Genomic DNA, 26,112 nt, shown 5'->3' on the forward strand with positions numbered 1-26,112 from the left:
CGTGGTCACGAATGAAGCCAAACCTGGCGTTATGTGGTCTTCGTTATTCATCGATCCCGGCGTACGGCACGTTACGCTTTCCATAACGACGCACGCGAATATTGGCCTGCTCGCCATGTCCGGCGAAACCTTCAAGCGCACACAAGCGCGAACAGTAGGATCCCACCAGCGCTGAGGCTTCGTCGCTAATCACCCGTTGATAAGTACAGGTTTTAAGGAATTTGCCAACCCACAATCCGCCGGTGTAACGCGCCGCCTTTTTCGTCGGTAAGGTGTGGTTGGTACCAATAGCCTTGTCACCGTATGCGACATTCGTGCGCGGTCCTAGGAACAGCGCACCGTAATTGCGCAGGTGCTGGAGGAACCAGTCAGGATCACGTGTCATCACCTGCACGTGCTCGAAGGCCAGTTCGTTAGCAATAGCCAGCATCTCTTCGTCGCTGTCAGCGACGATTACCTCACCGAAACTGTCCCACGCTTTGCGGGCAATCTGGGCAGTTGGCAGGATCGCCAGCAGACGCTCGATCTCGGCGAGCGTGTCGCGAGCGAGAGATTCACTGGTAGTGAGCAGTATTGCCGGAGAATCCGGACCATGCTCGGCCTGCCCGAGCAGATCTGTGGCACAAAGTTCGCCGTCGACACTTTCATCTGCAATCACTAGGGTCTCGGTTGGCCCTGCAAACAGGTCGATCCCCACACGACCAAACAGCTGCCGTTTTGCCTCGGCAACAAATGCGTTACCCGGCCCCACCAGGAAATCTACTGGAGCGATACTCTCCGTACCGATTGACATGGCACCAATGGCCTGAATACCGCCAAGACAATAGATTTCATCTGCCCCTGCCATGTGCTGCGCAACCACGATGGCAGGTGCCGGCTTACCTTGAAACGGCGGCGCGGCGGTGACAACCCGTGGCACACCGGCAACCTTGGCCGTCAGCACCGACATGTGTGCTGATGCCAGCAACGGATACTTGCCACCAGGCACATAACAGCCCGCAGCATTGATCGGCAGGTTCTTATGACCGAGGATGACGCCAGGAAGCGTTTCGACTTCCAAGTCTCGGATACTGTCTCGCTGATGCTGGGCGAAGTTGCGCACCTGGGTTTGGGCAAAGGAGATGTCATTCAAATCCCGCTTGCTCAGCTGCGAATAGCACGCATCGATTTCTGCCGGGGTGAGCCGGTAGCTGTCGCGTTCGAATTTATCGAATTGAATCGAGAGCTGACGAATTGCGGCGTCACCGCGGCCCTCGATGTCAGCGAGAATCTGCTCGACCGTTTCCCTAACCTTTTGGTCTGCTTCTTTGATGACCTGTGCTTCTACGCCTTTCTTGAGCCATTTGGCCATGTGCAGCCTCCACGATTGTTATTTTTTGAGGACGATTGCATACGTATGCAAGCCGATGTTAAATCAGTCTCGTCACCATGAGAAGGGGCATAGCCAAGTTTTCCTGTAGGACCTGGATGACTGGGTCGCCCTGCAATCGTTACGATAGTGATTTGCCTAGAGCTGGGCTCAAGATGATTGATTCAGTCCGTCGACCAGTGACCGCGCATGATGTGGCCAAGCTTGCCGGTGTTTCACAATCAGCGGTTTCCCGCACCTTCACCAAGGGCGCCAGTGTGGCCGAGGCAACTCGAGCCAAGGTGATGGAGGCAGCCACCACTCTGGGCTACCGCCCCAACCTGGTGGCTCGCTCACTGATTACACGTCGATCAGGGCTGATCGGTGTGGTGGTACCGAGCATGACCAACCCTTTCTATGCGGAAGTGCTGGAGTGCCTGTCCAAAGCACTGGAACCTGAGGGGTATCGGGTATTGCTATTTTCGACAGCCCACCAGGAAAATTCCGACCCGATCATGGAAGATGTGCTGCGGCACCGGGTTGATGCTCTAATCATGGTTTCAGCAAGTCTTTCTTCACGCTTTGCTGATGAGTGCAAAAGGGTTGGCCTGCCTGTTGCGATGCTCAACCGCAAAGTCGATTCGCCGGCAATATCGAGCGTTACGGGTGACAATACCGACGGTGGCGCCCTGATAGCAGACTACCTGGTTCAGACAGGCCATCGTCGACCGGCTTTCATTGCGGGTGCAGCTCACTCCTCTACCAGCCGTGATCGGGAACAGAGTTTCTATGCAAGGCTTGCACAACTGGGCCAAAACCAGCCCTTACGAGAAATGGGCAATTTCGACATGCTCGAGGCAATGGCCGCAACGCAGAGACTGCTAGCCTTGCCGGAGCCGCCGGATGCGATCTTCTGCGCCAATGACCTGACGGCTATTGCCGTACTGAATGTAATGTTCGAGTCTGGCATTTCACCTGGCAAGGATATCTCTGTGGTCGGTTTCGACAACATCAAAATGGCCAATTGGCCGCTGCTAGGGCTGACTACCTACGCTCAACCGATCGAACGCATGGCGAGAAAGGCCGTGGACGTTATTCAAGCGCAACTGGAGGACATCAGCACACCAGCGATTCATGAAGTCGTCCGGGGAGAGCTAATAATCCGAAGCAGTTCCCGCATACCTTGCAGCATTCAAGTCAGTACCGTCGACGGCATGTCGATTTGGCAGCGGTGAGCCCAAAGGCAAGGATGACTGAAGAGCAACTGCTCACGGATTTTGTACTTACTCGTTCCATAAAATTTTTTTAAAAAGGAGCAAATATCAAATTCTCTTTTTACCACGAGAGTCCCGACCAGAAAGGACGCTTCTGGCTTTCCAGCCCAAACCTCGGCGTCGAGACTGCCACTAAAATCCGACAAAACAAACAAGCCAGTACCGTTTTTGCGACCTTATCGTGCTATCCTCACCCTGTGGTTCGCCATCCTGTAATCTAACCTTCCGAGCCCCGCTACTTGCAGACATTCTTCGAGGGCTTGGCCACCCGCGCCACCGCTGCCCTCAGATACGGAAAGAGCATTGTGCAAACGCCCGAAGAAAACGTGATCGATACCATTGCCCAGGCGCCTAAACGCCAGAAAAAAGCATCCGACAAATCCACTCTCAAACCACAAACACCACGCGCGCGCGGGGAATCACGGCTTGAGGACATTCAGCGCATCGTGCTCGAACTCGTAGCGGACCGTGGTATCGAGGGGGTGACCATTGACGCCATTGCTCTTGCTGCACAGGCGTCCAAACAAACCTTGTACAAGCGTTGGGCTACCAAATCGGAGCTGATCCGCGATGCCATTCGCATGAGCTTTGGAGGTGCAAGTCCTGGCGACCCTGGTGATTTGGGCTCCTTGCGCCAGGAGTTTCTCGCCATTCTCCAATCTGCAGCAGCGATGCTACAAACCAACAAGCGCCTGATCATTGCCCTAATCGATGGCGCCCAAAGAGACTCGACCATCATGGCCGTCATGCGTCAGGAAACCCGAGAAAACTATCGCGAGTCTCTTCAACGCCCACTCAAACGCGCCATCGCCCGCGGCGAGGTTTCCCCCGAGGCAGACTTAAACCTCGTCGCGGAACTTGCACTACCTGCCCTACTGCATCGGGCAATGCTCGATGAGATCATCGATGAGCGTGTACTCACTTCACTGGTAGATGACGTGCTCATGAAGCTGGTCCGCCGCGCCTGAGTAACGAGAGCAAAAAGCCCAGGAACCAAATTGGAACCTGGGCCCTGACTGAGGACGTCACCTCGTATATGTTTCAGCCTTCCACTGGCCGAAGCACATTTGCAGACACTGCGACGCCAGGCGCCGAGAACTCGATCATTTCAGCGCCCAGGAACTCCAAATTTTCCAGATCGGCCAAACCGTTGATGATATGGAACGTTGTCGGCAATTGCTCAAACGTCGCACGATTCCAAGCCACCGATCCGGCTTCGGCAGTCCACTTCCTGAAATTTGCATCGCTGAATTTGATCGGCGAACTGTCCCCTTCAGCATCTGGCAACGGCTGAGAGGTCGTCACATACGCCACGTCACACCCACCGGAACCTGAACTACCCGTGCGCGGTAGGTATTTATAGAACAGCGCTGCACCGCCTGGCCCTGGCAGCTTTTTGTCGCCGTGGGTTTCCTTCAAGCCCTGAAGCTCCATCTGGAAGAAGCGAAAGTCGAACCAGGAAGCTTCGCCGCCTGCAGTTCCGGCCTGGTGATTGATTGCCAACTTCGGAATTTCGGCAAACAACTTAGGGAACCCTAACTCTTCGCGCCCAGTCATGATCGCGTCCGGGATACCTTCGAACAGCACTGGGCAAAAGGCTCCCTCAATACGCTCCGATTTTCCGGTATACACCGCAGGCACTTCCACGTTGAGGATCCCGTAGCCGCGGCCGGCCAGCCAGTAAAGATTGTTGAAGTAAGCCAGGGAAACGTGCACCTCGGGCTCTCCACGCAACTCGAAACCGGGCGGCAGGATACGTTCAAGACTGGCTCGCTCAGTACGGTACTTCACGGTCATCCACTGGGCCTGCATGATGCCGGTTTCATCAGCCGTCCACATCGTCCCATCGGCCTTCTGCCGAGGGCCTGGAGCCGGGCCGAACACCACGGGCATCCGATAACGCACACCTGGCCTCAATTCGATTGTCATTGTCATACTCCTATTGGGCTGCAGTGTTAGAAAGGATATTTACGTGAAGTGGTCTGGAGCGTAATCCAACGCAGGTCGGTAAAGGCGTCGATTCCCGCCTGACCACCAAAGTGACCGTATCCGCTGGCCTTGATGCCGCCAAAGGGCATCTGCGCCTCGTCATGAACGGTGGCACCATTGACATGGCAGATCCCCGACTCGATGCGCCCGGCCACCTCCAATGCACGTGAAACATCGCGCCCGAAGACAGCAGCGGACAACCCATAGTCGTTATCGTTGGCACAAGTGATTGCCGACTCCACCCCATTCACGCGCACTATTGGCTTCACCGGCCCAAACGACTCGTCGTGATAAATCTTCATATCCGAGGTGACATGATCGAGCAGCGTGGCAGGCATCAATGTGTTGCTAGCCTTGCCCCCGCACAGCAAGGTGGCGCCTTTGGCCAGCGCATCATCGATCATCGCATTGCAGCGAGCCACCGCAGCGTCATCAATCAATGAGCCGAGCACAACGGGCGTCATCTCTCGGGGATCACCCATTGGCAGGCTCTTGGCGCGAGCTGCCAGTCGTTCAACAAACTCATCGGCAACGCTCTGATCGACAATGATCCGCTCGGTCGACATGCAAATCTGCCCAGAGTTAGCGAACGCTCCAAAGATTGCAGCATCCACCGCCGCATCCAGATCCGCGTCGTCAAGCACTAACAGAGGAGCTTTGCCCCCGAGCTCAAGCACGGCAGGTTTAAGGTGCTCGGCGCAGCTCAACGCGATCATGCGACCAACCCTGGTAGAGCCCGTGAAGTTCACTCGGCGCACGGCTGGATGCGCAATCATCGATGACACCACTGACGCTGCATCTCCCGGCGCACAGGTAAGGTAGTTGACGACTCCAGCAGGTAAACCCGCCTCAAATAATGCGTCGACGATCAGCTCATGGGTGTGAGGGCAAAGCTCCGAGCCCTTCAATACCACTGTGTTACCGCAGGCCAACGGCACTGCGAGGGCGCGGACACCAAGTATTACCGGGGCATTCCAGGGAGCCATGCCGACAACCACACCTGCTGGTTGACGCATAGCCAACGCCAGATTGCCCGGTTGATCCGAGGGAATCACGCTACCCGTTATTTGAGTGGTCAGCGCAGCGGCCTCACGTAGGATGTTGGCTGCCAATTGCACGTTGAATTGCGCCCACGACTCGCTAGCTCCGGTCTCCGCCGCCATCGCTTCGATGAATCGATCAGCGCGTGCCTCGACAACCTCCGCGGCCTTTAACAGCAACTCTCGGCGTTCGCCTGGACCTGTCTTCGACCATGCCCCAAAGGCCCGGAAAGCCGCATCGACCGCTGCCTGCGCGTCCTCTACCGTTGCCGCAGCTGCACGTGAAACACTGTGCGCCGACAAAGGATTACGCCGCTCGAATTTCGCTTCGTTGCTCGACGCTTTCGGCTTTCCATCGATCAATAAATACACTTCGAACATATCAGAGTCCTTAGTACGATCGGTGCGCAATAACACGCACCGTTTCGTGACTTACAGAGGGTCAACCGCAATAGGGTTTTCGATACTGCCAAGTCCTTCGATCTCAACGCGCACCACATCTCCAGGCTGGAGGAACTTGCCAAGGGCGATGCCGACATTAGCGCAGGTGCCGGTCGCGATCAGATCTCCAGGCTCAAGCGTCATGACTTGAGAGAGCTCGCTTATTTGCTGCCAGATGTTGTGGATCATGCCCCCGGTAGAGGTGCTCTGGCGCAATTCACCGTTCACCCACAGGCGCATCTGCAAGGCATGAGGATCGGTGACTTCGTCCGCTGTGGTGATCCACGGACCGATTGGGCCATGGCTGTCAAACGACTTACCCAGGGTGAAGGTCGGGCTCCTGAACTGCCAATCGCGCGCTGATACATCGTTGGCAACGAAGTATCCCCCAATTACACTGGCAGCCTCTTCGACGGATATATAGCGGCAACGACGGCCAATCACGACACCCAACTCAGCCTCATAGTCGAGTTTCTCACTTACACGGGGCTTGTAAACCGGGTCGAACGGGCCAGTGATGCAACTGACCTGCTTGTTGAACCAAAGTTGATGCTCCGGCACCTTCAAGCCAGCACGCCGCGACTCCTCTGCGTGGTCGTGATAATTCATGCCGATGGCAAGGTACTTCTGCGGATCAGGAATTGGCGCCTCAAGGCGTACTTCCACCAGCGGCACGCCGCCACGACTGGTGACCAGTGCCTTCTCGAGCCTTGCAAGCAGCTCCGGACCTGCAGCCAGGACCTCACGCACGGTGGCAGGTGCAGCAGGATCCAGCTCGGACAAAGGCACCACACGTTCATTGTGAATGGCGCCGATAATGGTCTTGTTGTTGTAGCTGTAGCGCGCAAGTTTCATGGGTTCTCCAGGGAAGTGGGATACAGCGTATTCAATTAAAGAATTCGGGATTCAGCGGGGGAGCCCACTGACTGAGCTCGTCATTGCTTATCTGTGCGTGACCGGTGGGCGTGCTATCGTTGACTAGATCCCCGTCCGTCCAATGTTCGATCTTGTTGCCGAACGGGTCGCGCCAGTAATCAAAGATCTGACTGCCCTGAACATGACGACCAACGCCCCATGAGTGCCTGTAACCTTGGGCCTTCAGGTGCTCGCTCCCCTGATGCAGGTCATCCAGGTCGAGCACTTCAAAGGCCGCATGATCGAAGCGGGCATTAGGCTCCTCGCTTGCGATCAACGCTACGGTGTGATGGTCAGTCCACTGATCACCTAACCCACAGTGCAGGAACGCAGCAATCGTGTTGCTCTCTTCGCCCGCCCAGTAGGTATCGGAAATACGCATACCCAGCACGTCACGGTAGAACGCCAACGACGCGGTGAAGTCCGGCACCAGCACCGCGACATGCCCAAGGCGCATGACCTGGCTCGGAGCCCTGCCAACCCTCACCGTTCGGCCAAAACGCTGGCGCTCGGACGAGGCGTTCATAAGCACCGGAGCTCTTCCCGGCAAAGGCTCATGACGAGCCTGACCATGGATGACGTCCAGGCGAAAACCGGCAGGATCAAGTAACCGTACCCGCTTACCTCCTCCAGGTTCGGGATTATCCTCGACAGGCATCCCCGTTTGCGCGGCGAGCTTCTGCAAATCAGCTAGAGACCGGGCGAATACGCCGAAGCCAACGGCTGCATTGCGTTTGCCGAGTTCACTGATATGGCAATGATGAGCGGTTCCCGCTCCGCGCATGTACAGCGCAGTGGCGGTAAGCGCCACCCGCTGCATCCCGAAGTCTTCAAGAAAACCCTGCATCTTCCCAAGATCGGTTACCTGGTAGCGGACGAAGGCAATGTCTTCGATGATGATCACTGCCGCACTCCTTCAAGAGGTGGAGCAATGTTCGCTGCGACTGGTGCGCCGGCAGGTGGAGGTGGTGGTGCTCCAGGTGGCAGCTCACGGCGGCGCAATGGCACTTCGGCACGCAATGGTGCCAGAGCATTGCACCAGCGCAGCAACTCATTGAGATGGAAAGGCAAGGTTTCATCGATGATGGGCGTCGAATGGAATACGCCGTCTTGCACCTGCTTCATCACGAATGGGATTGCGACACCATCGGCAACCGGCATCATCCGCACAGCGGTGACCGTATCCTTGAGCGCTTGCACCGCTCTCAGGCCTGCCCCCATGCCCCCGTAGCTGACGAAACCAGCCGGTTTGTAGGTCCACTCCCAGTACAGGTAGGTAATGGCGTTGAGCAGACTAGCGGGAGGACCGTAATTGTACTCTGGCGTCACAAACAGAAACGCATCAGCAGCGGCAACCCGCTCGCTCCAACGCTGGGTGCGCTCATGGATGTACTTGCCCATTCGCGGAGGAAAGGGCTCATCGAACAAGGGGAGGTCAAGCTCGGCAAGGTCGGCAACTTCGACTTCAAATCCACCATGTGCTGCCGCCGCCTCAGCGGCCCATTTGCCAATGGGTAGCCCGAGGCGCCCTGGTCGAGTGCTGGCGATGACGATCAGTAATTTGGGCATGGTTATTCCTTCGCTGATTTCATTGAACGGGAGTTGAGGAAGCCGACGAATCAGTCGGGCAACCTGGAGTGCGCTCCAAGCTGATGCCAGGCGCGGTCGTGATAGACCAAGGGCGAGTATTCATCTGCCGCTGGGAAATGCGCTTCGAGCGCATGGCAAGCGATCACAATCGATGCGCCTGCCTGCATCCGCAGGCGTTCAACCACCCGGCCTCGGACCCAGATAGGTGCGTCGACCAGGTACGGCTCGCCACTGCCCAAGCGCGCCCATCGGCGCGTATCGCCAAATCGGTCGGCGCCACGGGAAGAGAACAGCTGTGCTATTTCCCGCTGCTCTACACCCAGCAGATGGATGACCAACGTGTCGGCATTTGCAATTGCTTGAGCCGTCGGCGATGCCGACGAGAGCGAGAACGAGAACAGCGGAGGCTCGGCACTTACCGAGAACACCGAGGTTGCGGTCAGGCCGACCGGCCCGCCGCCATCGTCTGCAGTGATTACCGCCACGCCAGCTGGATGGCTTCGAAAGGCCTGACGAAAATCATCCGAAGCAAGCCCCTCCACAGCCTGTTCGACCTCATGCATTGCACGAGGGCTCTTTTGTACGTTTTTTTCGGGAAGCTCTACCACGGCTATCTCCACTTTCTTGTTTGTGTGTACTGTTTCGTACTCTAAACAAGCTTTCGAGCCATTGCAAGCGCCATGTCTTTAGCCAATCCGGCTATCCCACCCAATCAAAAATTTCGCCAAAATTAACGTTTAACTCACTGTTTTTAATAGGTTAACTACCAAAAATCACCTTTGCACTGCCGAAATTTCAGGTGCTTACAGAGCGCAACAACCAAAAAATGCAGGCAAGTAAATGTTGACAGAACAGTACCGTTCACTAATAGACTGATCGCACGCCAGCTAATGCTGCGCAGAACAATAAAAACAGCACTCAGGAGAAAGCCCAGTGGCAGACCTGCACTTGAACTCAGATCCAACTTCGCTCTCGCCTCCCTATCGCTTCGAAGGCAACCTCGCAACCATCCTCGATCCCGCATTTTTCCGGTGCTGGATGGACAACGAGGAATACATCGACCGACTGGTGCAGAGCGACACCCCCGAGGACACTGCTCGTCGGCGAGTTGTCGTGGACTTTCAGCGCGAACTCGCTCGGCTAATCGCCAGCGGCCGATTAGCCGAGGACATCGATGCATTGCTCGAACGCTTCCTCAGCTCCGACTACCGTCAGCATGACCCACACCTGGGTAATGGCAGGGCGCCTTTGGCTGCGTTCTTCCGTGGTGCACTTGAGGCCGGCATCGACCTCTGGCCCCCAATGCCGATCTGCATCATGAACGCGGGGGAAGTGGTTTCTCTCTTGCTTCAGGGGGCACCAAGCGGCGACGTCGAGCGCTTCGTGCCCACCATGTTCCGGGTACGCACCGGACAGATGACGGAACACTGGAGTGCCGCACTCCCGCCCCCACCGCCGGAGCATTAATGATGTCCGGGTCCAGATCGACTGAACTGAAGGAGCTCCCGATGACCACCATTTCTCGGACACTCGAGACGCTGGCAGGCGAAAGCGCCATTGACGCAAAAGCCCTGCTGCTCTCCCCCCACGACACCCTTTCAACTACAGCCAAGCAAATGCGCATGGCAGTAGCTGAGTTGGTTCCGTTACTACGCAAGCAGGCTGACGAAGCCGAACGCCAACGTTTTCTTACTACAGATGCCTCCCAGCGCCTGGGTGAAATTGGCGTATTCGATCTTGGAACCCCGCTGGAGTTTGGCGGTTTGGCCGCCGGTGCCCGCGACCTTGTCGAGGTCCTGCGCGAAGTCGGACGCGGAGATGGTTCGGCAGGCTGGCTGACTGCGACAGCAGCAAACAATCATCTGTTGGTAGTCGCGTACCCTGCCGAAGCGGTTCGCGAAGTATTCGATGGCAGCCCGAGCAACTGCGGCCCTCGACTGGTTGGCGCATCGATCTTCGCTCGCCAGGTTGGCAGCGCCAAGGCCGTAGAAGGCGGTTGGCTGGTACGCGGACGCTGGGGCTTTGCGAGCGGATGTCGCACCGCGCAGTGGGCCATGGTCGGGGTCGACATCGAGGGCAGCACTGCCCGAGGGCTTGCCCTGCTTCCCCGCGAGGCTTACACCATTCTTGATGACTGGAACACAGCAGGGATGGCGGCGACGGCGAGCAATACCATCCTCACCGAGCATGATGTATTTGTACCCGCCCATCGCTTGTTCGACCTGTCAGAACTTCCCCAGCGCATGGGCACCCTCAAAGATCGATACCAGGGCGCGGCGTTCACCTGGCGCGATCAGGCCCGCATCGTCGTCATCACATTGAACCTGGCCGCTGTCGCACTGGGTATGGCAGAGGGAGCCATGGAATGCTTCATGGACATGGCACCCAAGCGCACGCCTTTCAATCTGCCCTACCCGACCATTGCCGACTGTCCAGGCGCTCAAATTAGTGCTGGCAAAGGGCGCGCCGCAATCGACGTGGCTCGTGCCTCGATCGAACATGCTGCGAACGGGATTGATCGCCTCAGCGAAGCGGGAATGGATCTGTCACCTCCAGAGGCTACCCGTCTGCATATGGAGTTGGTGTACGCAATCCAGCTGTGTGCGGACGCGATCGCCGAGCTCGAAGCAGCGCTCGGGTCTTCGGCATTTGCCCTGAGTAACCCGGTACAACGCTTCCATCGCGATATTCGAGTGCTCTGCTCTCACGGTGCTATTCGCTTCGACCCTCTCGCCGAGTTGAGTGGTCGAGACGTACTGGGCCGCACTGCACCGACGATGTTTGCAGGAGGTTTGCCGGACGTTGGCAACCAGAAAGGAGACCTGAAATGACAACGATGAACCTGAGCAATACCAAGCTTCCAACACCCTATTCCTCCAGTGAGGCACGCCTGATTCAGGCTGCGAAAGACCTGGTGCCAATGGTACGAGAGTACGCTCGTGAAGCCGACCGATCACGCCGGATCCCAGAGGCGGTAATTGCCGCGATGCGCGAAGCCGGCCTGCTCAAGGCAATGCGCCCGGTGGAGGCCGGAGGTTCATCCATCAGCTTTGCCGCGTTCATTGAGATCGTTCGTCATCTTTCCCGCGGCGATGCATCAACGGGCTGGGTCGCGGCCTTTCTGATCTCCCACGAATGGCTTCTCAGTCGGCTCAATGCCCAGGCCCAGGCCGAGGTGTTCTCTGACGGCGAAGGCCTGGCAGCGGCGGCGGCGGCCCCTCCCGGCAGCGCCGAACGCGTCGAGGGTGGCTATCGAGTCAGTGGTCGCTGGCGTTTCGCCTCAGCAATCCTGCACTCGAAGTGGGTGGTGGTTTCAGCCGGAAGCCCGGAAACCGGGCCATTGGCAGTGATCGCTCGAATCGACGAAGGAACGATCCATGACACTTGGCATGTCCCAGGTATGCGAGCAACGGGTTCGAATGACTTCGAACTATGTGACGCCTTCATCCCCGAACATCGCGTGGTGGACTTCATCCGGTATTCGTCTCGCGAGAACGATGGTGCAGCCCTTTATCCGTCTTACCACGTGTTGCAGTACCCCATGTACCGCGTGCTGTCACTGATTCACGGCGCGGTTGCGGTAGGCACGGCTGAAGCAGCCCTTGAAATGTACCCTGCCGCCATGACCCATCGCATGCGGCCGGCCAGCCGCCAGTTGCTCGTCGAAGAGCCAGGTACTTGGTCAGCATTTGGAGAAGCCACGCAACAATTGCAAATCGCTCAGCTACTGCTCGACGAGGCGGTGTCCCGCACTGAGCACCTATACCGCCGCGGCAGCGACGAGCCTGCGCTGGAGGAACGTGCTCGGTTAAATCTATGCGTAACGGCCAGCGGCACTGAAGCCCTCAAGGCCGTGGACATACTGCTTCAGAATGCCGGGGCCAGCATTCAGCGTGACGGCCACCCCTTGGAGCTGATCTGCCGAAACACCCAGGTAATGCGCAATCACGCAGTGCTCGACTGGCGCTATGCGCAGATGCTTGCAGGCCGCGCGCTGCTCGGTCAGGGCCTGGGGCCCCACGCAGACGCCATGTACTGACCACGGAGCTGACCAGATGAATACGCAATCCTTGGAAACCAGAATTGAACGCCTGGAGGCGGCCGTCGAAGTACAAAACCTGATGAGCCGTTACCAATACCTTCACTCAGCGTTTCGCAATGCCGAAATCGTACAGCTATTCGCCGAGCGCGAAGACGTTACCATCGACGGTCCCTTTGGCCGATATTTCGGCATCGACGCTGCCCAGCGTTGCTTCGGCATCCTGTTCGAAGAGGATCTCGCACCCCGAGACCTGCGGGGCGAGATTGTTGAACATACACTGACCACCCCCATCATTGAGGTCGCTGGTGACGCTCGTACCGCCAAGGCGGTATGGAACTCGCCAGGTCAGGAAGCCCACAAGTTCTTCTGGGTCGAGGGTTCGCCGCGCATTGCCTTTTGGTACTGGTGCAAGTACTCGGTGGACTTCATCAAAACTGACGACGGCTGGCGCATCTGGCACCTGAACGTCTACCCGACTTTCGCCGCCGATTATTATCGCAGCTGGGCAGATGGTGCCCCACCGCCGGAGCCACCGCTGGCTGCCGGCAAGGCTAAATATGATGAACCACCATCGGTCGACACGCGCTATGACATTAACCGTGCCCCGCAGCTGATACCTGCTCCGCCAGCCCCATACGACACATGGAACGCCGATTGAGAGACGGCCCCGTGCCGTAGTACCTATGCGCTGCGTGCCCAGGATCGACTGCGTTTCTCGTATCGGACAGGCCAACCTGACCGATACGAGCTGCGGATAGCAAGAACAAAAACAAAAGCCTAGCCGCGACGGAACAACTTGCTTTACGTCCGGCTCAGAATCGCAGATGGAGACCGTAATGAAGCACTCCAAAGGCAATTTGGTCACCACCAGGGAGCCAACCTGGAAGCTGGTACCACTGTGGCTCATCGTAGCGTTGATAGTCTCCTCGCCAATGATAGGCGCATCGGTGATCAATGCACACATGGCCGAAGCGCTGCAGATGGAACGCACGCTGCTCGGTGCCGGCATGAGCCTCTTCGTGGCCGTCATGAGCATTTCCGCGCCACTCGTTGCACTCGGGTTCAGTTACTTCGGCATTCGCAGGGTGGCGATCGCTGGCACGCTATTGGCACTCATCGGCGCAGTGTTGATGGGCACCGTGGTGAACAGTGGAGCACAATTCATAGTCATCTACGGACTGGTTCTCGGGCTGGGTGTCGGCGCAGCTGGCGTGTTGCCCGTCCAGACAGTGGTCGCCTCCTGGTTCCGACACCGTCGCGCGCTTGCCGTCTCCGTGGTGCTTTCGGCGATCGATTTCGCAGGCATCATCGGCTCGCCACTGTTTGCATGGCTGATCGAACAAGCGGGCGACTGGCGAGCAGGCTGGTGGGTAACGATATGTTGCTTGCTGGTCGCCGGCGTGCTGATTCTCTGGGTAATACCGACCAACCTCACACCGGACCCGCACACGATGGAGGTCAGCCCTCCGGTAGTGGACCTGCACTCCTCGGGAACCAAGGTGTACAAGACCCCAACACCTTGGAAGGTGAGTGACGCGATCCGGACTCGCCAATTCTCCTGCCTTCTGCTCTACAGCCTTACTAATTGCATTATCTGGGTTTTCTTTCTGTCCCATGGGGTCGAGCACCTGCAGGACTTGGGTTATTCGTCGACCATCGCCGCCTCAGCCGTATCGATCATTGTCGGAGCATCGCTGGTAGGTAATGTTGCGGCCGGATTGCTCGGGGACCGCTTCGCGCCACACCTGCTCGGCGCAATCGCCATGTTGATACTCGCGGCCGGCCTGGCGCTGGCGGAAGCACCCAACGGGGTTTATGCACTGGTGCTGTTCGCGACCTTATTCGGACTGGGTTACGGTGCCACCCAAGTGTGCTGGATCACAACCCTGACCAACTATTTTGGCACCCGGGCCTTCCCGGTGCTTTACGGCATCATCTTAGCGATGGGGGCTGTTGGCGGCACGGTCGGTGGAGTGGGTGCCGGTGCAATCTTCGATCACCTACACAGTTACGCATCGGTTTTCCCTATTGGCATCACCTTGGCGGTGATAATTGCCCTACTACAACTGATCGCCTCGCCCCACTCGATTCGTCGAGCCCGCCAGCACAGCACGCCCAGCCACATTGGGACCTAATACATACATCTGTGCCCCTCCCTGCTCGATTGTTACCGACCAATGATCGAGCAGGGCGAACTCCACTGCGAGGCATGTCCCCGCGTTCTGCCGACGCCAATCCCGTCGTGCGCTCTTGACCTTTGACAATTCCACACCATGAAAAAAATAGGTTTTCTCTCGTTCGGACACTGGACCTCATCGTCTCAATCGCAAACTCGCTCAGCAACCGACGCACTGCATCAATCGATCGATCTCGCCGTCGCCGCCGAAGAACTGGGAGCCGACGGGGCGTATTTCCGAGTGCACCACTTTGCCCGCCAACTCGCTTCCCCCTTCCCGCTGCTAGCAGCAATCGCCGCACGCACCTCGCGGATCGAGGTTGGTACCGCCGTTATCGACATGCGTTACGAAAACCCGCTGTACATGGCTGAGACGGCTGGTGCCACCGATCACATTGCAAACGGACGCCTGCAACTGGGCCTCAGCCGAGGCTCTCCAGAACAGGCGCTGGACGGGTGGCGTCACTTCGGCCATATACCCGCGCCAGGTCAAACGTGCGCTGACATGGCCCGCGAACATACCGCAACACTTCTGAATGCATTGCGTGGCGAAGGCATCGCCGCACCCAGCCCACAGGCAATGTATCCCAACCCACCAGGACTGCTGCGCCTTGAGCCGTTCTCTTCAGGCCTGCAGGAACGCATCTGGTGGGGAGCCAGCTCATTTGCCACAGCACAATGGGCCGCTCGCCAAGGCATGAACCTTCAGAGCTCGACATTGATGGATGATCAGGACGGACGCCCATTTCACCTCCAACAAGCAACTCAGATTCGGGCTTACCGTGAAGCTTGGCGCGAAGCCGGTCACCTGCATGCGCCCAGGGTGTCAGTCAGCCGCAGCATCTTCCCATTGCTGGACCGAAAGGATCATCACTACTTCGGTGGCGATGCACAAAGCCAAGACCAAATCAGCTACTTTGGCGATGTGAGGTTAATTTTTGGCCGGTCGTATGCAGCAGATCCCGATCGGCTGATCCGCGAGTTGGCCAACGATGAGGCAATCGCGCAAGCAGATACGCTTCTGTTGACAGTACCGAACCAACTGGGAGTGGAATACTGTGCCCGCATTGTCGAGACAGTGTTGACCCAGGTTGCGCCGGCGCTGGGATGGCGTAGTTGAGGCCACCACTCCTGCAACGCTGACAAGGCCACCCAATCCCGTCGCGACCATGCCTTGCACAAACCGGGTTCTGGAAGGCGGGATTGGGGGTGGCGGTAGTTGCTACTTCAATGGGCTGTTGAGCTGCTAAGCAGCGGAGTTGGTACTGAATGCCGCATCAAAGCGTGATTCAGGAAGCTTCCATAGGAGCGAACGAATGAAATTTACCGCCTCGGCCGCACCGTGCTCTCGGTCCATCCCTGCATCTTCCCATTCGATGGAAATCGGCCCCTGATAACCGATGCTGCGTAATGCACGGAAGGCGTCTTCCCAAGGCACATCGCCGTGCCCTGTAGAAACAAAGTCCCAGCTCCGCCTTGGGTCCCCCCAGGGCAGGTGTGAGCCGAGCAGACCGCTGCGGCCATTTCCACGGCGCAGTCGAGTGTCCTTGCAGTCCACATGGTAGATGCGGTCGCTGAAATCAGTAATGAAACCGACTGGATCAAGACCTTGCCAAAGCATGTGGGATGGATCCCAGTTGAAACCAAACGCCTTGCGATGATCCAGGGCCTGCAGAGTGCGCTGACTGGTCCAGTAGTCATAAGCGATTTCGCCTGGATGTACTTCATGCGCGAAGCGCACACCCTCTTGGTCGAAGACATCCAGGATTGGGTTCCATCGCCTGGCGAAGTCTTCGTAACCTTGCTCAATGACAGTTTCCGGCACGGGGGGGAACATTGCGACGTATTGCCAGACGGATGACCCGGTAAAGCCTACGACCGTGTCGACACCTAACTGACGTGCCACCTGTGCGGTCAGCTTCATCTCCTGCGCTGCGCGCTGGCGCACCCCTTCACTCTGGCCATCGCCCCAAACCCGACCACGCAGGATATTTTTGTGGCGAAAATCGATAGGATCATCGCAAACTGCCTGCCCGGCAAGGTGATTCGAGATGGCGCGCACTTGCAAACCATGACGTTTCAAAATATCAAGACGATCATTGAGATACCGAGGGTCTTCACTGGCCCTCCAGACATCCAGGTGTTCGCCGGAACAGGCAATTTCAAGGCCATCGTAACCCCACTGGGCAGCTCGTCGAGCGACCTCCTCCAAAGGCAGGTCAACCCATTGCCCGGTAAACAGAGTAACTGGGGAAGTAGTGCGGAACATAAGATTCTCCAAGGACTTGTAACTGCATCGGCGCGCGACTCTCACACGCGAGAGACCGCGACCCACTGCTCACTACGAGCAGATTCAATCACTGCTTCGGCAATGCGCGCTGCGCGCAAACCATCGACAAACGTAGGCAGGCCTTCCCGCACCTCCCCGTTGATGGCAGCGTAGGTATCTGCGACGAAATGCTCGAAACACTGCGCATACCCCTGTGCATGTCCCGCCGGCAAGGAGGAAAGCCGCCGGGCATCGGCGCTACCTTGGCCAGGATCGCGAGCAAGGATAGTGTTGCTGGTTTGGCTACCTAGCCAGACAGTTTCTGGGTTTTCCTGGTCGAACACCGCCGACTTCTGCGCGCCGTCGAATTCGAACCACAAGCGATTCTTGCGACCAGCGGAGACTTGCGAAATCACGACGGCCCCCAAAACACCCGATTCTGTACGGAACATCACCGATGCCGCATCTTCGGTATTCACCGTCATGACCGGCTCCACAGGATCGCCGTGAGTGAAGCTCACTGCAGAACTGACCGGACGCTCGGCGACGGTCACACTAAACGAAGCCATCACACTCGCGATGCGCTCCCCAGTGACAAACTCCATCAGGTCGCACCAGTGCGAGCCAATATCGGCAAAAGCTCGTGAAGGGCCGCCATTGCGTGCATCGACTCGCCAATTCGAGACCCGCGGGGACAACATCCAGTCTTGGAGATAACTGCCGTGCAGCAACTGCCAGCGCCCGAACTCCCCGTCGTGCACGCGCGCCCGCAACTCACGCACCAATGGGTGATACCTATAGACAAACGGTACGGTTCCTACACGACGACGCTGGACGCTCAAGAGCTGCAGAGATTCTGCATCCGTTACCCGAGTCGCCAGCGGTTTTTCACAAATCACGTGGGCCCCAGCGGTGATAGCAGCTTTGACATGTTCAAGATGTAAGGCATTGGGGCTACATACGTGCACAACGTCTGCTGCAACCTCTTTCAAGTCTTGCAGGCTCAGGACAGGTGGCACGCCCCAGCGGTCAGCTGCGGATTGGGTTCGCGCCGCATTAGACGCCATGACACCGACAATGTGGGCCCCTGCCGCCAGTGCAGCCCGACGATGGACTTCGGCAATCATCCCCGCTCCCAAAATAACGACTCGGGTCATAGATTTTTTCCTTCAACCGGTTATCAAATATTTCCGAAAGCCGCAGGCTGTCGCTTATCTACATCCGAGCACCTGCCAAACTCCCTGAGCATACTGGAATATAAAATTCAAAACTTATAACGGAATCCTGCATAAACCGAGCGAGGCTGAGCCAGCAATAAAGAACGCACATCACCATCGCTCTGCATTCCAATGGCACCGAGAATTGCAGGTGTTGGTAGAAACACACCGGCCACGGCGTATTCTTTATTGAAAGCATTCTCGACGATACCAAATAATTCCAGATTGCTACTAACTCGATATTGCGTATTAAAATTCACAACAGTAAATCCGGCGAGCTTCCTTTCAGCATTAACTTCATCCCCCAAGAAATAAGAGCTGCTGGCAGCGCGAACAAGTGCCCCTGCAGACCAGTTAGGAGTAATGTCGTATTTAGCACTGAACCTGAGCACGTGCTCCGGCGTCGCACTCATCTTGTCACCCGGCGTCACGTGAATATTTCCATTGGCATCCGCTTGCGAGTTGACAGGACTATAGAAGTCAAAAGTCGATAGGTACCGAGCATCGGTGTAAGTGTAATCAAAGAAAGTCGTCAATGGACCTGACGCAACCTCCACCCCAAGCTTCACACCTTGTCGACGCGTCTTACCGACATCTTGCAAAGTTACAACACCGGTGGCGAGATTCATCACCTGAAAATCTGATTCATCGGTGCGGTATAAACCAGCATTCCAAGCGACCTGAACCTTGTTGTCGTAAATTGCGAAGTCAGGTAGTTGGCCACGCAAGCCCACTTGATAGGTCTGAAAAATATCTTGCTTCTGAATCTGGTCGGCGACCATCCAAGGTGCTCCCGACCCACAAGCGGCTTCCGGGCTATCACAATACAGGCCTGCAGGTGTTTGGACGCGCGCGATTTCGTAATAGCCGGCATAGGCTATTACAGCAGGCGTCAACGCAAAAGTGAATCCTAGCGAAGGTGAAAAATGACCAAACTTGCGTGTTTCGTTGTAGGCGGGACTGGTATCTATCGAATCGCGCTGATCTAACACGGAATAGGTCCATCGACCGCTAAGACCGACGCTCAGGCGGTCCGTAACCCCCACTATGTCGCTGGCATATAGGTTAATATAGTTAGATCTAACTTTTACGCGCTGCGGCACGATTGCACCAGGAGTTGCCAACACACCTAACGATGTTCCAAAGCCGCCATCCTCGGTCAGTAACCCGAGCGTAGTCTGAGCAGAACTGACGCTATCACCGCCAGAATAGCCCCCGCCCACCACGAATTGATTAGGCCTGCCAAATAAGGAGTTGTCGTTCAAAAAACTAAAAGCGCCTCCCCAGTAATTCGTGCGCGTCGCCGTCTCTGAAAGAGTTGCATAACTACGCCCGGTACCTGCCAACACATTGGGCACCTGCTGGCCATTAGTATCGAGCAGTGGGCTGCTTCCATAACACAAGAGTGACGCATCATCAGCGCAGGCGACGGGATTGCTTGGGCTATTCGTGGTAAAGGTGGTATCACGGCGTCCCTCCCCAAAGAATAGATTGCTATTGGCATGCCAGCCATCCGACAGTCGATAGTCGCCGCTAAAGTTGACTCGAGTGCTTTTAACTTCGACGCCAGCAGGGTAGCTCACCGTGCGCGAGCGATCGCGATCGATCAACTCGATCGGTTGAAACCCGTAACCCATGTTCTCGTTGGAAACGTTCAGCACACTGAGGTGATACTCATCTTCATCTCTGCGCCAGCCAAAGTCTCCGGTAAACTGCCTTGAACGGGTAGGCGAATGATCTTGCCAACCACGGTCATACAAATCGCTGACCGCGGCGAACAATGAATAGTTTTCATGCTGCCCTCCAACCTGAGCTAACGATTGAATGCGCCCATACGAGCCGCCCATCACATCGAGCGCGGCACCATTAAAAAGAAACCCATTGCGCTGAGGGGGCGCACCGAGTAAGTCATCAAAGCCGCGTAGCAACTGCATCGGGCCGATGCCTTTGAGATTGCCGTCTGGCACCACATGCCCACTGCCGATCTTTGGATCTGGCGGCGGCAGCGCTGGAGGCCCTGCAGTGACTTCTGCTGTCGGCAACGCCATCATGACCAATTCAGGAATAGGAGCACCAGGCGGAGGATGCCCTGCATTCTCATTGGCCGGACGCACTCCGAAGTTGGACTCTGCGTCCAAGATAGCCTGGTGGCCCGCCTCACTGCATCCTGCCAAAGGCTCGGGGAAGGACCCAACCCCCGAACCAATCACAAAGGGTCGAGCACAGGGATCGGCTGCCACTTTCAATAATTTTGAGTCATCTGAATAGGCTGAAGAACTTAACATCAACAACATCGGCAATGCAGAATAAAACGCTTGAGTCCGCATGAGTAGCCCCCTCCAGGGGTCTTATTGTTCAGAAAATTATTTACGGGGCAAGTAGCCACCGCTGCACCCATAGCAATGAAGCACGAAGATCGTGTTAAACAACGCTCGTCACTTACTCAACACTTACTTCTACAAACTCGTGTACTGAGACTGTTCTACTGCGCCCGAACTAGTAGCATTTACCCTGACAAAAAGCGAATGAACGGGATTATGTCGACATGCGCTGTGCCTCATTGCAAGACACAGTGAAGTTTGAGGCCCTACAAGGCCTCAAACAACTAACATCTATGCGCACCAGGATGCATTAGCAGACCAGAAGAAGCCGGCGCTGCTTGATGCTCTCCATGGATACACCAGGGAGCAGCGGCCCCGCATTACCCAAACCGCTGCCGTCCACTTCCTGCTCCAGAGCTCGGTTATAATTGTTTACCCAACCAAACTCTACCGAGACATCGTGGTACCCCTGAGCCAAGCCGCCCGGCTTCGGTACTTTAACGACGGCAGGATCATTTATCTGCCAGTACTGATCGCCTCGCCCAAGCATTTCTTCACGGGTATAGTCGATGCCTTGAATATTCCAAATAAGTGACTCTTTTGGATAGACCACGCCATCAACAATAGCCGCACCGGTACGCACCTGACTTAGCCACAGCCCCTTGTAGTACAAGGTATGGAAGCGAAATTGAAAGCCCCAAACGGCCCCGCTGCTGTCTTTGAGGTTATGAAAACCTCGCATTTGAATACAGCAATGACTTTCGATCATCGTGAGAACTCCTCGCCCCTTTAATAACCCAAAATACGCCGCATCATCACGTGTTGACGCCGCAGTTGATCCCCAACAAACGCCGGATCCGTCTTGTTCGGTCCTTCATACTCGGAGATCAAGTCCCCTTCCCAGCCTTGCTCTAGCAATATCTGGAGAACTGGCTCATAGGGAATGGTACGCTCGCTGAAGTCTTCATCCATGTAGTTAAATTTCGCATGGCACGTTTGACAGTACGGCAGCACCCTAATGATATCTTCTGGCAAGGAAGGCACTGGCATCTTGTCTTTCCAGAGGAATTCTTTTGGGATACTTCCAAAAATATCGTCAGGCCAAGCATTCTGGAACGTACCAAAATCCACATTTATCCCGAAATGCTTTGTCTGGCGTGTTTCGATAAAATCGATGAAGTCGGAGATATGTTGGCGATTCAGCGTCGTTGGAATGTGACACTCGGACTGCATGCGAACATCATACTTTTCCGCATAGGGCAGCAGCTTTTCCAGGTAGCGGTCCCACCCTGGCTCTGGGTCACAGAAAATATTCACAGAGGTCAGCTTAGTACGTAGGTTCTTAAAACCAAGCGTGTTTGCCAACTTGAAATCACGCACCATGTTCGCGACGATTTCATCGTCCGTCATCATGCGCCCGCGGTACAAATGCGTTTCGCACCACTGACCCAATTCAGCCGGCTGCACGTTGTACTTTTCGCAGAGCCCCCAGTATTTATCGATCCATTTTGTCGAGGGGTTTGGGTAATTCTCGATATGACTCGTCAACAGCTCAAAGCTACCACAACCCATATCATGGAGGTCTTCAAAGCAGTCCTCTAATGTCATGCAATTGCCGAGCGTATTGCTATAGCTGTAGATTGATACGCCCAACCGAGGCTTTTTAGCCGCCCCCTCTTGCGCCTGCAGCGCCGGCGCTTTTTCAGAAATACTATGACCTTGCATCTCTTCCTCCCGTTACCTTATCAGGCGACTATTACTCTTATTGCTGTACTCGTTCCCGGCGGATCGAACGTGGCGATGCAAAAAGTTGCAGCAGCGCCACACAAGACGTCAAACCAACAACAAAGATGAAACTTGGCGTGTACGAGTGCAGTTGGTCGTAGATGGCACCTGCAGCCGTCGACCAAATTGCACTGGTAATCGTGCTAACTGCGATACTGATACCAAGCAGTGCGGGGAATGGTTTGGCTCCGAAGTAATTCATCATCATCGTGATGCCGCAAACTTGGCCGGCGCCGTACCCAAATCCAAAGATCACAGCAAACAGTACCATTGCGGTCAGCCCAGAGGGCGACATAGCCAAAAACAATCCGGTACTGACAATTAGCAGGGCCAGTGTTGCGAGAATGTGAGGAGGGACTTTATCCCCTAGCAGCCCGGCACACATCGTGCCGAAGAACGAAGATGCTACAATGATTGAAATAGCAGATGCGGCGATCGTAGAACCATAAGCAAGGTCCTGCATGTGTTCGACGCCGTGGGCTAGGAAGAAGATCCAACCAAGGCTATTGGCAATACCGAACAGCACAATGATCAGAAACTGCCGAGTGCGCATAGCATCAGCCACAACCCAAGGCACAGGAGTTTTATAGACACGGGAAGTCCGATTATCATCCGCACTTTCGCCTGGCCCGACATCCAACTCTTTCTTGTTCATCGAAAGGTTCTTGGGAACGATCCAATAAACCAGGCACGCACCTATCACTATGCATCCGAGTGCGACCCACCAACCGGAACGCCAAGTACCGGTTGAAGTGATCAGCCAAGCAAAGAATGGGGGCATGACGATCCCCGCGAACTCTCCTGCCGACATGACAACAGAGACGGCTAGCGCACGACGACCACGAAACCAGATCGAAACAATGGTCTGAGTAGGAAGAATCCCCGCCGCACCGACGCCCAGCCCCATCAACAGGCCATAGCAAATGATAAACGCGGGACCGGTCGTAACGACCGTACACATCAGGACTGCAGATATCGCGGCCATCGCCGCCCCTGCAAGCATCACATTCCGAATACCAAAACGACGAAATGCAATGGCCAGGAAGGGAGCTGTTCCACCCATGGTGGCGGAAGCTAGGCCAAAGCCAGCACCCAGCACAGCTCTGTCCAGGTTCAATGCCGTTGCCATATGGGTATTAATTACGGCAGCGCCAAAGGCAGGGCAAGAAACAATTAAAACAACGATTAGCCAGAGCCCCAACAACTTCCAGTTTGACTCTGAATCTATGACGCTCTCCCCTACCCCCTTGACCGGGTGCTCCATGCCAAGGCTCGGTGCATGATAGAGAAGGTCGCCCGAACGACCGGCATTTGAAATATTTGACTGTTCGTTCACTACCCCTCCCATGAGTGACGCTTTATGTCACTCAGGCTGTTTGTCTTATTGGAATAAAGGGATTCAGTTGCTTAAATACGTTCTGCACGCATCTCCTGCACAAGGTGCTGGCAGGCACGAATGGTGACTGCCATGGATGTCAAAGTTGTTCCCAGCGCTCCGCCTGTAGGGAATGAGCTGGCATCTGTAACCAGCACGTTGGGTGCATCCCAGCACTGGTTAAACGGATTCAATACCGAGTTATCTCGATCTTCTCCCATGCAGGCCCCTCCACTTTCGTGAATAGCAGCGCCTAAACACATGCTGTGTTTGGCTCTGCGCCTGAACATCCAGCGCCCCAGACGGCTGGCCTCGGGGAATGCTCCACGGTTTTTTTCAATCAAGCCTAACGGCGATATCACCATATCCACAGTTCCGCCGGTCTGCTCTACCATCTCCATTGCAGATGAGACCAAAGACTTCAAGAGCTTTTGTTCATTCTCATGCATGCTGCAGGTTATGTGCGGAACCGGCACACCCCAGGCGTCTTTTCGCTCTCCATTGATCGTGATTGTGTTGTCGCGATGAGGCAGCATTTCTCCGAAACCCATCATCACGAAAAATGACGCTTCCTCACTCGCAACAGGCATTCGACCCACTGCCCCTTGGTACGTGTACCCCCCCTTGAAGTCCTCCTTGTCCTGGCTGTCGAGATTGGTAAAACGAGGAATGTAGAACCCTCCAGGAGCACGGTAAAAACTGTCAGGAGGTGTGGAGTCATCTTCTTCCCAGCCTTGCGCGGGTGCATAACGCCCCATTAACAGTGCCGGGCATTGATCCATAAAGAACAACCCAAGTTGACCGTTCGAGTTACCCAATCCTCGGGGGTGGTTCGGTGAGGTCGAGTTGAGAAGGAGGCGTACCGACTCAACAGGCGAGGCGCATACCACTACAGCGCGCGCGTCGATGCGATGTTCGAGCTTAGATTCACGGTCGGCATATACAACCCCTGTTGCTCGCCCCGTAGCGGGGTCAACTTCGATACGCTTCACAACGGCATTGGCGTGAATGGTTAACAGACCGGTGCGTTGCGCAGCCAGGATCGCTTGGGGCACACGCTCTGGATGCGGCGGCACATATCGCCAAGGTACGACTCGACGGCGAGGCCACAGGCCTTCAAGACGCTTCTTAAAAGTCATCTCTGCAGGCACCAGCTTGGATGGTTTGGCGTAACTCCCATCAGGCAGTGTAGGCACCCTCTCTGACGTGCCATGAACGCCTAGAAAACGCTCGGCACGCTCATAAAAGGGGCTGAGCTCCGAATAATCGAAAGGCCAGTCCTTGCCACCACTCCCCTTGGAAGCGCCCTTGAAGTCGTAATCACTCCAGCGCATCAATACCCGCCCAAAGGTATGAAGGCGACCACCGATCTGCTTGCCACGCACCCACAGGAAAGGTTTGTCCCGGGGCGTCGTGTAGGGGTTTTGCCAATCATTTACATACAGGTGGCGCAGTTGCTCACTGAAGAAGATCACCCGCGCTTGGACGTACTGTCCTAGCGCCGATGCCTTCATCCGGGCCCGAAGAAAAAAGCCACTCCGAGAGGGACGCTCGCCTTTATTGACGAAAAACTCTGGTGTGATAGGCGGGCCCGCTTCAAGCAGCGCTACCCGTAGACCCGCCTCGGTAAGCTCCTTAGCCGCAAAGCTTCCGGCAGCTCCCGAGCCGACGACGATCGCATCAAACTGAGGTGTCTTGGTCACCACGTCCTACTACTCCTGTACTTATTCTTATTTTTGCATAATTGCCTCAGTCACTTCGGCCGGGTACCGAGCCTTCGTTTCAGGTCGGTTGCGTCGCGCTCACATCTAAACCCTTTATCCCAGCGCCCGCGAAGTCGTTCAGCAGCTGTCTTGTGATCACGTGCCTTCCAAATCTCGGCAGCAGTAGCACACCAGTTGAATATCCTAGGAACGAAACAGTTCTGTCAATAGATTTTTCGCTATCTCCAAAGTGAAAGCACGTAGCCATCCCATCACACGGGACAGGTTACTAACTACACGAGAAAATCGATATTTTTCTTTGTTTTCAATGGGTTCATAGGTTTTTTGGTGACAATTAGGTGTGAGGCCACACTCGAACGAACAAAAACCTTGCCAACGATGGAGCCTTGGACCAATCAGTACTGTACAATTCAGTACTCAACCAGAGACCTACCCTTGGCCGAGGACGTCCATGCCATCCTGCGAGCGATGGAAGGCGACCCGTGAGGGTAGAAACGGCTTTTGAAAAATGGCCTGAATCACAACGCTGGTGTGTCACCGAGATGCCGGAAATGAGACGTGCCACTACATCGCTCATGCCAGGCATCGCCGCAAAGAATCGAGGAG

22 protein-coding genes are annotated in these 26,112 nt (G+C 55.9%); 8 read left to right on the top strand and 14 right to left on the bottom strand.

The window, feature by feature from the left end; genetic code table 11:
• Nucleotides 1–43: 43 nt before the first annotated feature.
• The gene (hisD, locus tag E6B08_RS20010; protein WP_136915617.1) at nucleotides 44–1,351 is read right to left on the bottom strand and encodes a histidinol dehydrogenase; all 1,308 of its coding nucleotides are present in this window, start codon (nucleotides 1,349–1,351) and stop codon (nucleotides 44–46) included.
• Nucleotides 1,352–1,524: 173 nt separating this feature from the next.
• Here hisD and E6B08_RS20015 point away from each other — a divergent pair, with 173 nt between their 5' ends.
• Together E6B08_RS20015 and E6B08_RS20020 are read left to right on the top strand one after the other, a co-directional pair.
• Entirely contained in the window at nucleotides 1,525–2,583 is a 1,059-nt protein-coding gene (locus E6B08_RS20015) for a LacI family DNA-binding transcriptional regulator (protein WP_136915618.1), read from the top strand.
• Between the two features lie 344 nt (nucleotides 2,584–2,927).
• On the top strand, nucleotides 2,928–3,590 hold the full coding sequence (locus E6B08_RS20020) for a TetR/AcrR family transcriptional regulator (protein WP_238349248.1): 663 nt from the start codon (nucleotides 2,928–2,930) through the stop codon (nucleotides 3,588–3,590).
• 73 nt (nucleotides 3,591–3,663) lie between these two features.
• On the opposite strand, the gene E6B08_RS20025 is transcribed toward E6B08_RS20020, so the two are convergent.
• Genes E6B08_RS20025 through E6B08_RS20050 form a run of 6 tightly spaced genes read right to left on the bottom strand, consistent with a single transcriptional unit; the run spans nucleotide 3,664 to nucleotide 9,160 of the window.
• Complete coding sequence (locus E6B08_RS20025) at nucleotides 3,664–4,551, bottom strand: acetoacetate decarboxylase family protein (RefSeq protein ID WP_136915620.1); 888 nt, start codon at nucleotides 4,549–4,551, stop codon at nucleotides 3,664–3,666.
• Between the two features lie 26 nt (nucleotides 4,552–4,577).
• On the bottom strand, nucleotides 4,578–6,032 hold the full coding sequence (locus E6B08_RS20030; RefSeq protein ID WP_136915621.1) for an aldehyde dehydrogenase: 1,455 nt from the start codon (nucleotides 6,030–6,032) through the stop codon (nucleotides 4,578–4,580).
• Between the two features lie 51 nt (nucleotides 6,033–6,083).
• Nucleotides 6,084–6,947: a fumarylacetoacetate hydrolase family protein gene (locus tag E6B08_RS20035; protein WP_136915622.1), complete on the bottom strand. Its 864-nt coding sequence runs from the start codon at nucleotides 6,945–6,947 to the stop codon at nucleotides 6,084–6,086.
• 31 nt (nucleotides 6,948–6,978) lie between these two features.
• Nucleotides 6,979–7,911, bottom strand: coding sequence for a VOC family protein (locus E6B08_RS20040; protein ID WP_136915623.1), 933 nt, complete (start codon nucleotides 7,909–7,911; stop codon nucleotides 6,979–6,981).
• Nucleotides 7,908–8,576: an NADPH-dependent FMN reductase gene (locus tag E6B08_RS20045; RefSeq protein WP_136915624.1), complete on the bottom strand. Its 669-nt coding sequence runs from the start codon at nucleotides 8,574–8,576 to the stop codon at nucleotides 7,908–7,910. The genes E6B08_RS20040 and E6B08_RS20045 overlap by 4 nt, the downstream gene beginning before the upstream one ends.
• 50 nt (nucleotides 8,577–8,626) lie before the next feature.
• A complete protein-coding gene (locus E6B08_RS20050) occupies nucleotides 8,627–9,160 on the bottom strand; it encodes a flavin reductase family protein (protein WP_136915625.1) in 534 nt (177 codons plus the stop codon).
• A 370-nt stretch (nucleotides 9,161–9,530) separates the two neighbouring features.
• Here E6B08_RS20050 and E6B08_RS20055 point away from each other — a divergent pair, with 370 nt between their 5' ends.
• The 6 genes from E6B08_RS20055 (at nucleotide 9,531) to E6B08_RS20080 (ending at nucleotide 15,935) form a co-directional block, all read left to right on the top strand.
• Entirely contained in the window at nucleotides 9,531–10,064 is a 534-nt protein-coding gene (locus E6B08_RS20055) for a hypothetical protein (RefSeq protein WP_136915626.1), read from the top strand.
• Between the two features lie 41 nt (nucleotides 10,065–10,105).
• Nucleotides 10,106–11,428 carry an acyl-CoA dehydrogenase family protein gene (locus E6B08_RS20060; RefSeq protein ID WP_192938570.1) on the top strand — a complete coding sequence of 441 codons (1,323 nt, stop codon included), beginning with the start codon at nucleotides 10,106–10,108 and terminating at the stop codon, nucleotides 11,426–11,428.
• Entirely contained in the window at nucleotides 11,425–12,636 is a 1,212-nt protein-coding gene (locus tag E6B08_RS20065; protein ID WP_136915628.1) for an acyl-CoA dehydrogenase family protein, read from the top strand. The genes E6B08_RS20060 and E6B08_RS20065 overlap by 4 nt, the downstream gene beginning before the upstream one ends.
• A gap of 16 nt (nucleotides 12,637–12,652) precedes the next feature.
• Nucleotides 12,653–13,297, top strand: coding sequence for a nuclear transport factor 2 family protein (locus E6B08_RS20070; RefSeq protein WP_192938571.1), 645 nt, complete (start codon nucleotides 12,653–12,655; stop codon nucleotides 13,295–13,297).
• Between the two features lie 178 nt (nucleotides 13,298–13,475).
• Complete coding sequence (locus tag E6B08_RS20075; protein WP_192938572.1) at nucleotides 13,476–14,774, top strand: MFS transporter; 1,299 nt, start codon at nucleotides 13,476–13,478, stop codon at nucleotides 14,772–14,774.
• 138 nt (nucleotides 14,775–14,912) lie between these two features.
• Nucleotides 14,913–15,935 carry an LLM class flavin-dependent oxidoreductase gene (locus tag E6B08_RS20080; protein WP_136915631.1) on the top strand — a complete coding sequence of 341 codons (1,023 nt, stop codon included), beginning with the start codon at nucleotides 14,913–14,915 and terminating at the stop codon, nucleotides 15,933–15,935.
• Between the two features lie 126 nt (nucleotides 15,936–16,061).
• Here the strand turns inward: E6B08_RS20080 and E6B08_RS20085 are convergent, their stop codons facing one another.
• The 7 genes from E6B08_RS20085 to E6B08_RS20115 form a co-directional block, all read right to left on the bottom strand.
• On the bottom strand, nucleotides 16,062–17,084 hold the full coding sequence (locus tag E6B08_RS20085; protein ID WP_136915632.1) for a sugar phosphate isomerase/epimerase family protein: 1,023 nt from the start codon (nucleotides 17,082–17,084) through the stop codon (nucleotides 16,062–16,064).
• Between the two features lie 41 nt (nucleotides 17,085–17,125).
• Complete coding sequence (locus tag E6B08_RS20090) at nucleotides 17,126–18,241, bottom strand: Gfo/Idh/MocA family protein (protein ID WP_136915633.1); 1,116 nt, start codon at nucleotides 18,239–18,241, stop codon at nucleotides 17,126–17,128.
• Nucleotides 18,242–18,348: 107 nt separating this feature from the next.
• Nucleotides 18,349–20,628: a TonB-dependent receptor domain-containing protein gene (locus tag E6B08_RS20095; protein ID WP_136915634.1), complete on the bottom strand. Its 2,280-nt coding sequence runs from the start codon at nucleotides 20,626–20,628 to the stop codon at nucleotides 18,349–18,351.
• Between the two features lie 304 nt (nucleotides 20,629–20,932).
• Nucleotides 20,933–21,391, bottom strand: a complete 459-nt coding sequence (locus E6B08_RS20100) for a C-glycoside deglycosidase beta subunit domain-containing protein (RefSeq protein WP_136915635.1) — start codon at nucleotides 21,389–21,391, stop codon at nucleotides 20,933–20,935.
• A gap of 20 nt (nucleotides 21,392–21,411) precedes the next feature.
• Entirely contained in the window at nucleotides 21,412–22,347 is a 936-nt protein-coding gene (locus E6B08_RS20105) for a sugar phosphate isomerase/epimerase family protein (RefSeq protein WP_136915636.1), read from the bottom strand.
• A 37-nt stretch (nucleotides 22,348–22,384) separates the two neighbouring features.
• Complete coding sequence (locus E6B08_RS20110; RefSeq protein WP_192938573.1) at nucleotides 22,385–23,743, bottom strand: MFS transporter; 1,359 nt, start codon at nucleotides 23,741–23,743, stop codon at nucleotides 22,385–22,387.
• A gap of 71 nt (nucleotides 23,744–23,814) precedes the next feature.
• Nucleotides 23,815–25,488 carry a GMC oxidoreductase gene (locus tag E6B08_RS20115; RefSeq protein WP_202877479.1) on the bottom strand — a complete coding sequence of 558 codons (1,674 nt, stop codon included), beginning with the start codon at nucleotides 25,486–25,488 and terminating at the stop codon, nucleotides 23,815–23,817.
• Between the last annotated feature and the right edge of the window lie 624 nt (nucleotides 25,489–26,112).

This window comes from Pseudomonas putida, from assembly GCF_005080685.1.
Taxonomy (GTDB): Bacteria; Pseudomonadota; Gammaproteobacteria; order Pseudomonadales; family Pseudomonadaceae; genus Aquipseudomonas; species Aquipseudomonas putida_V.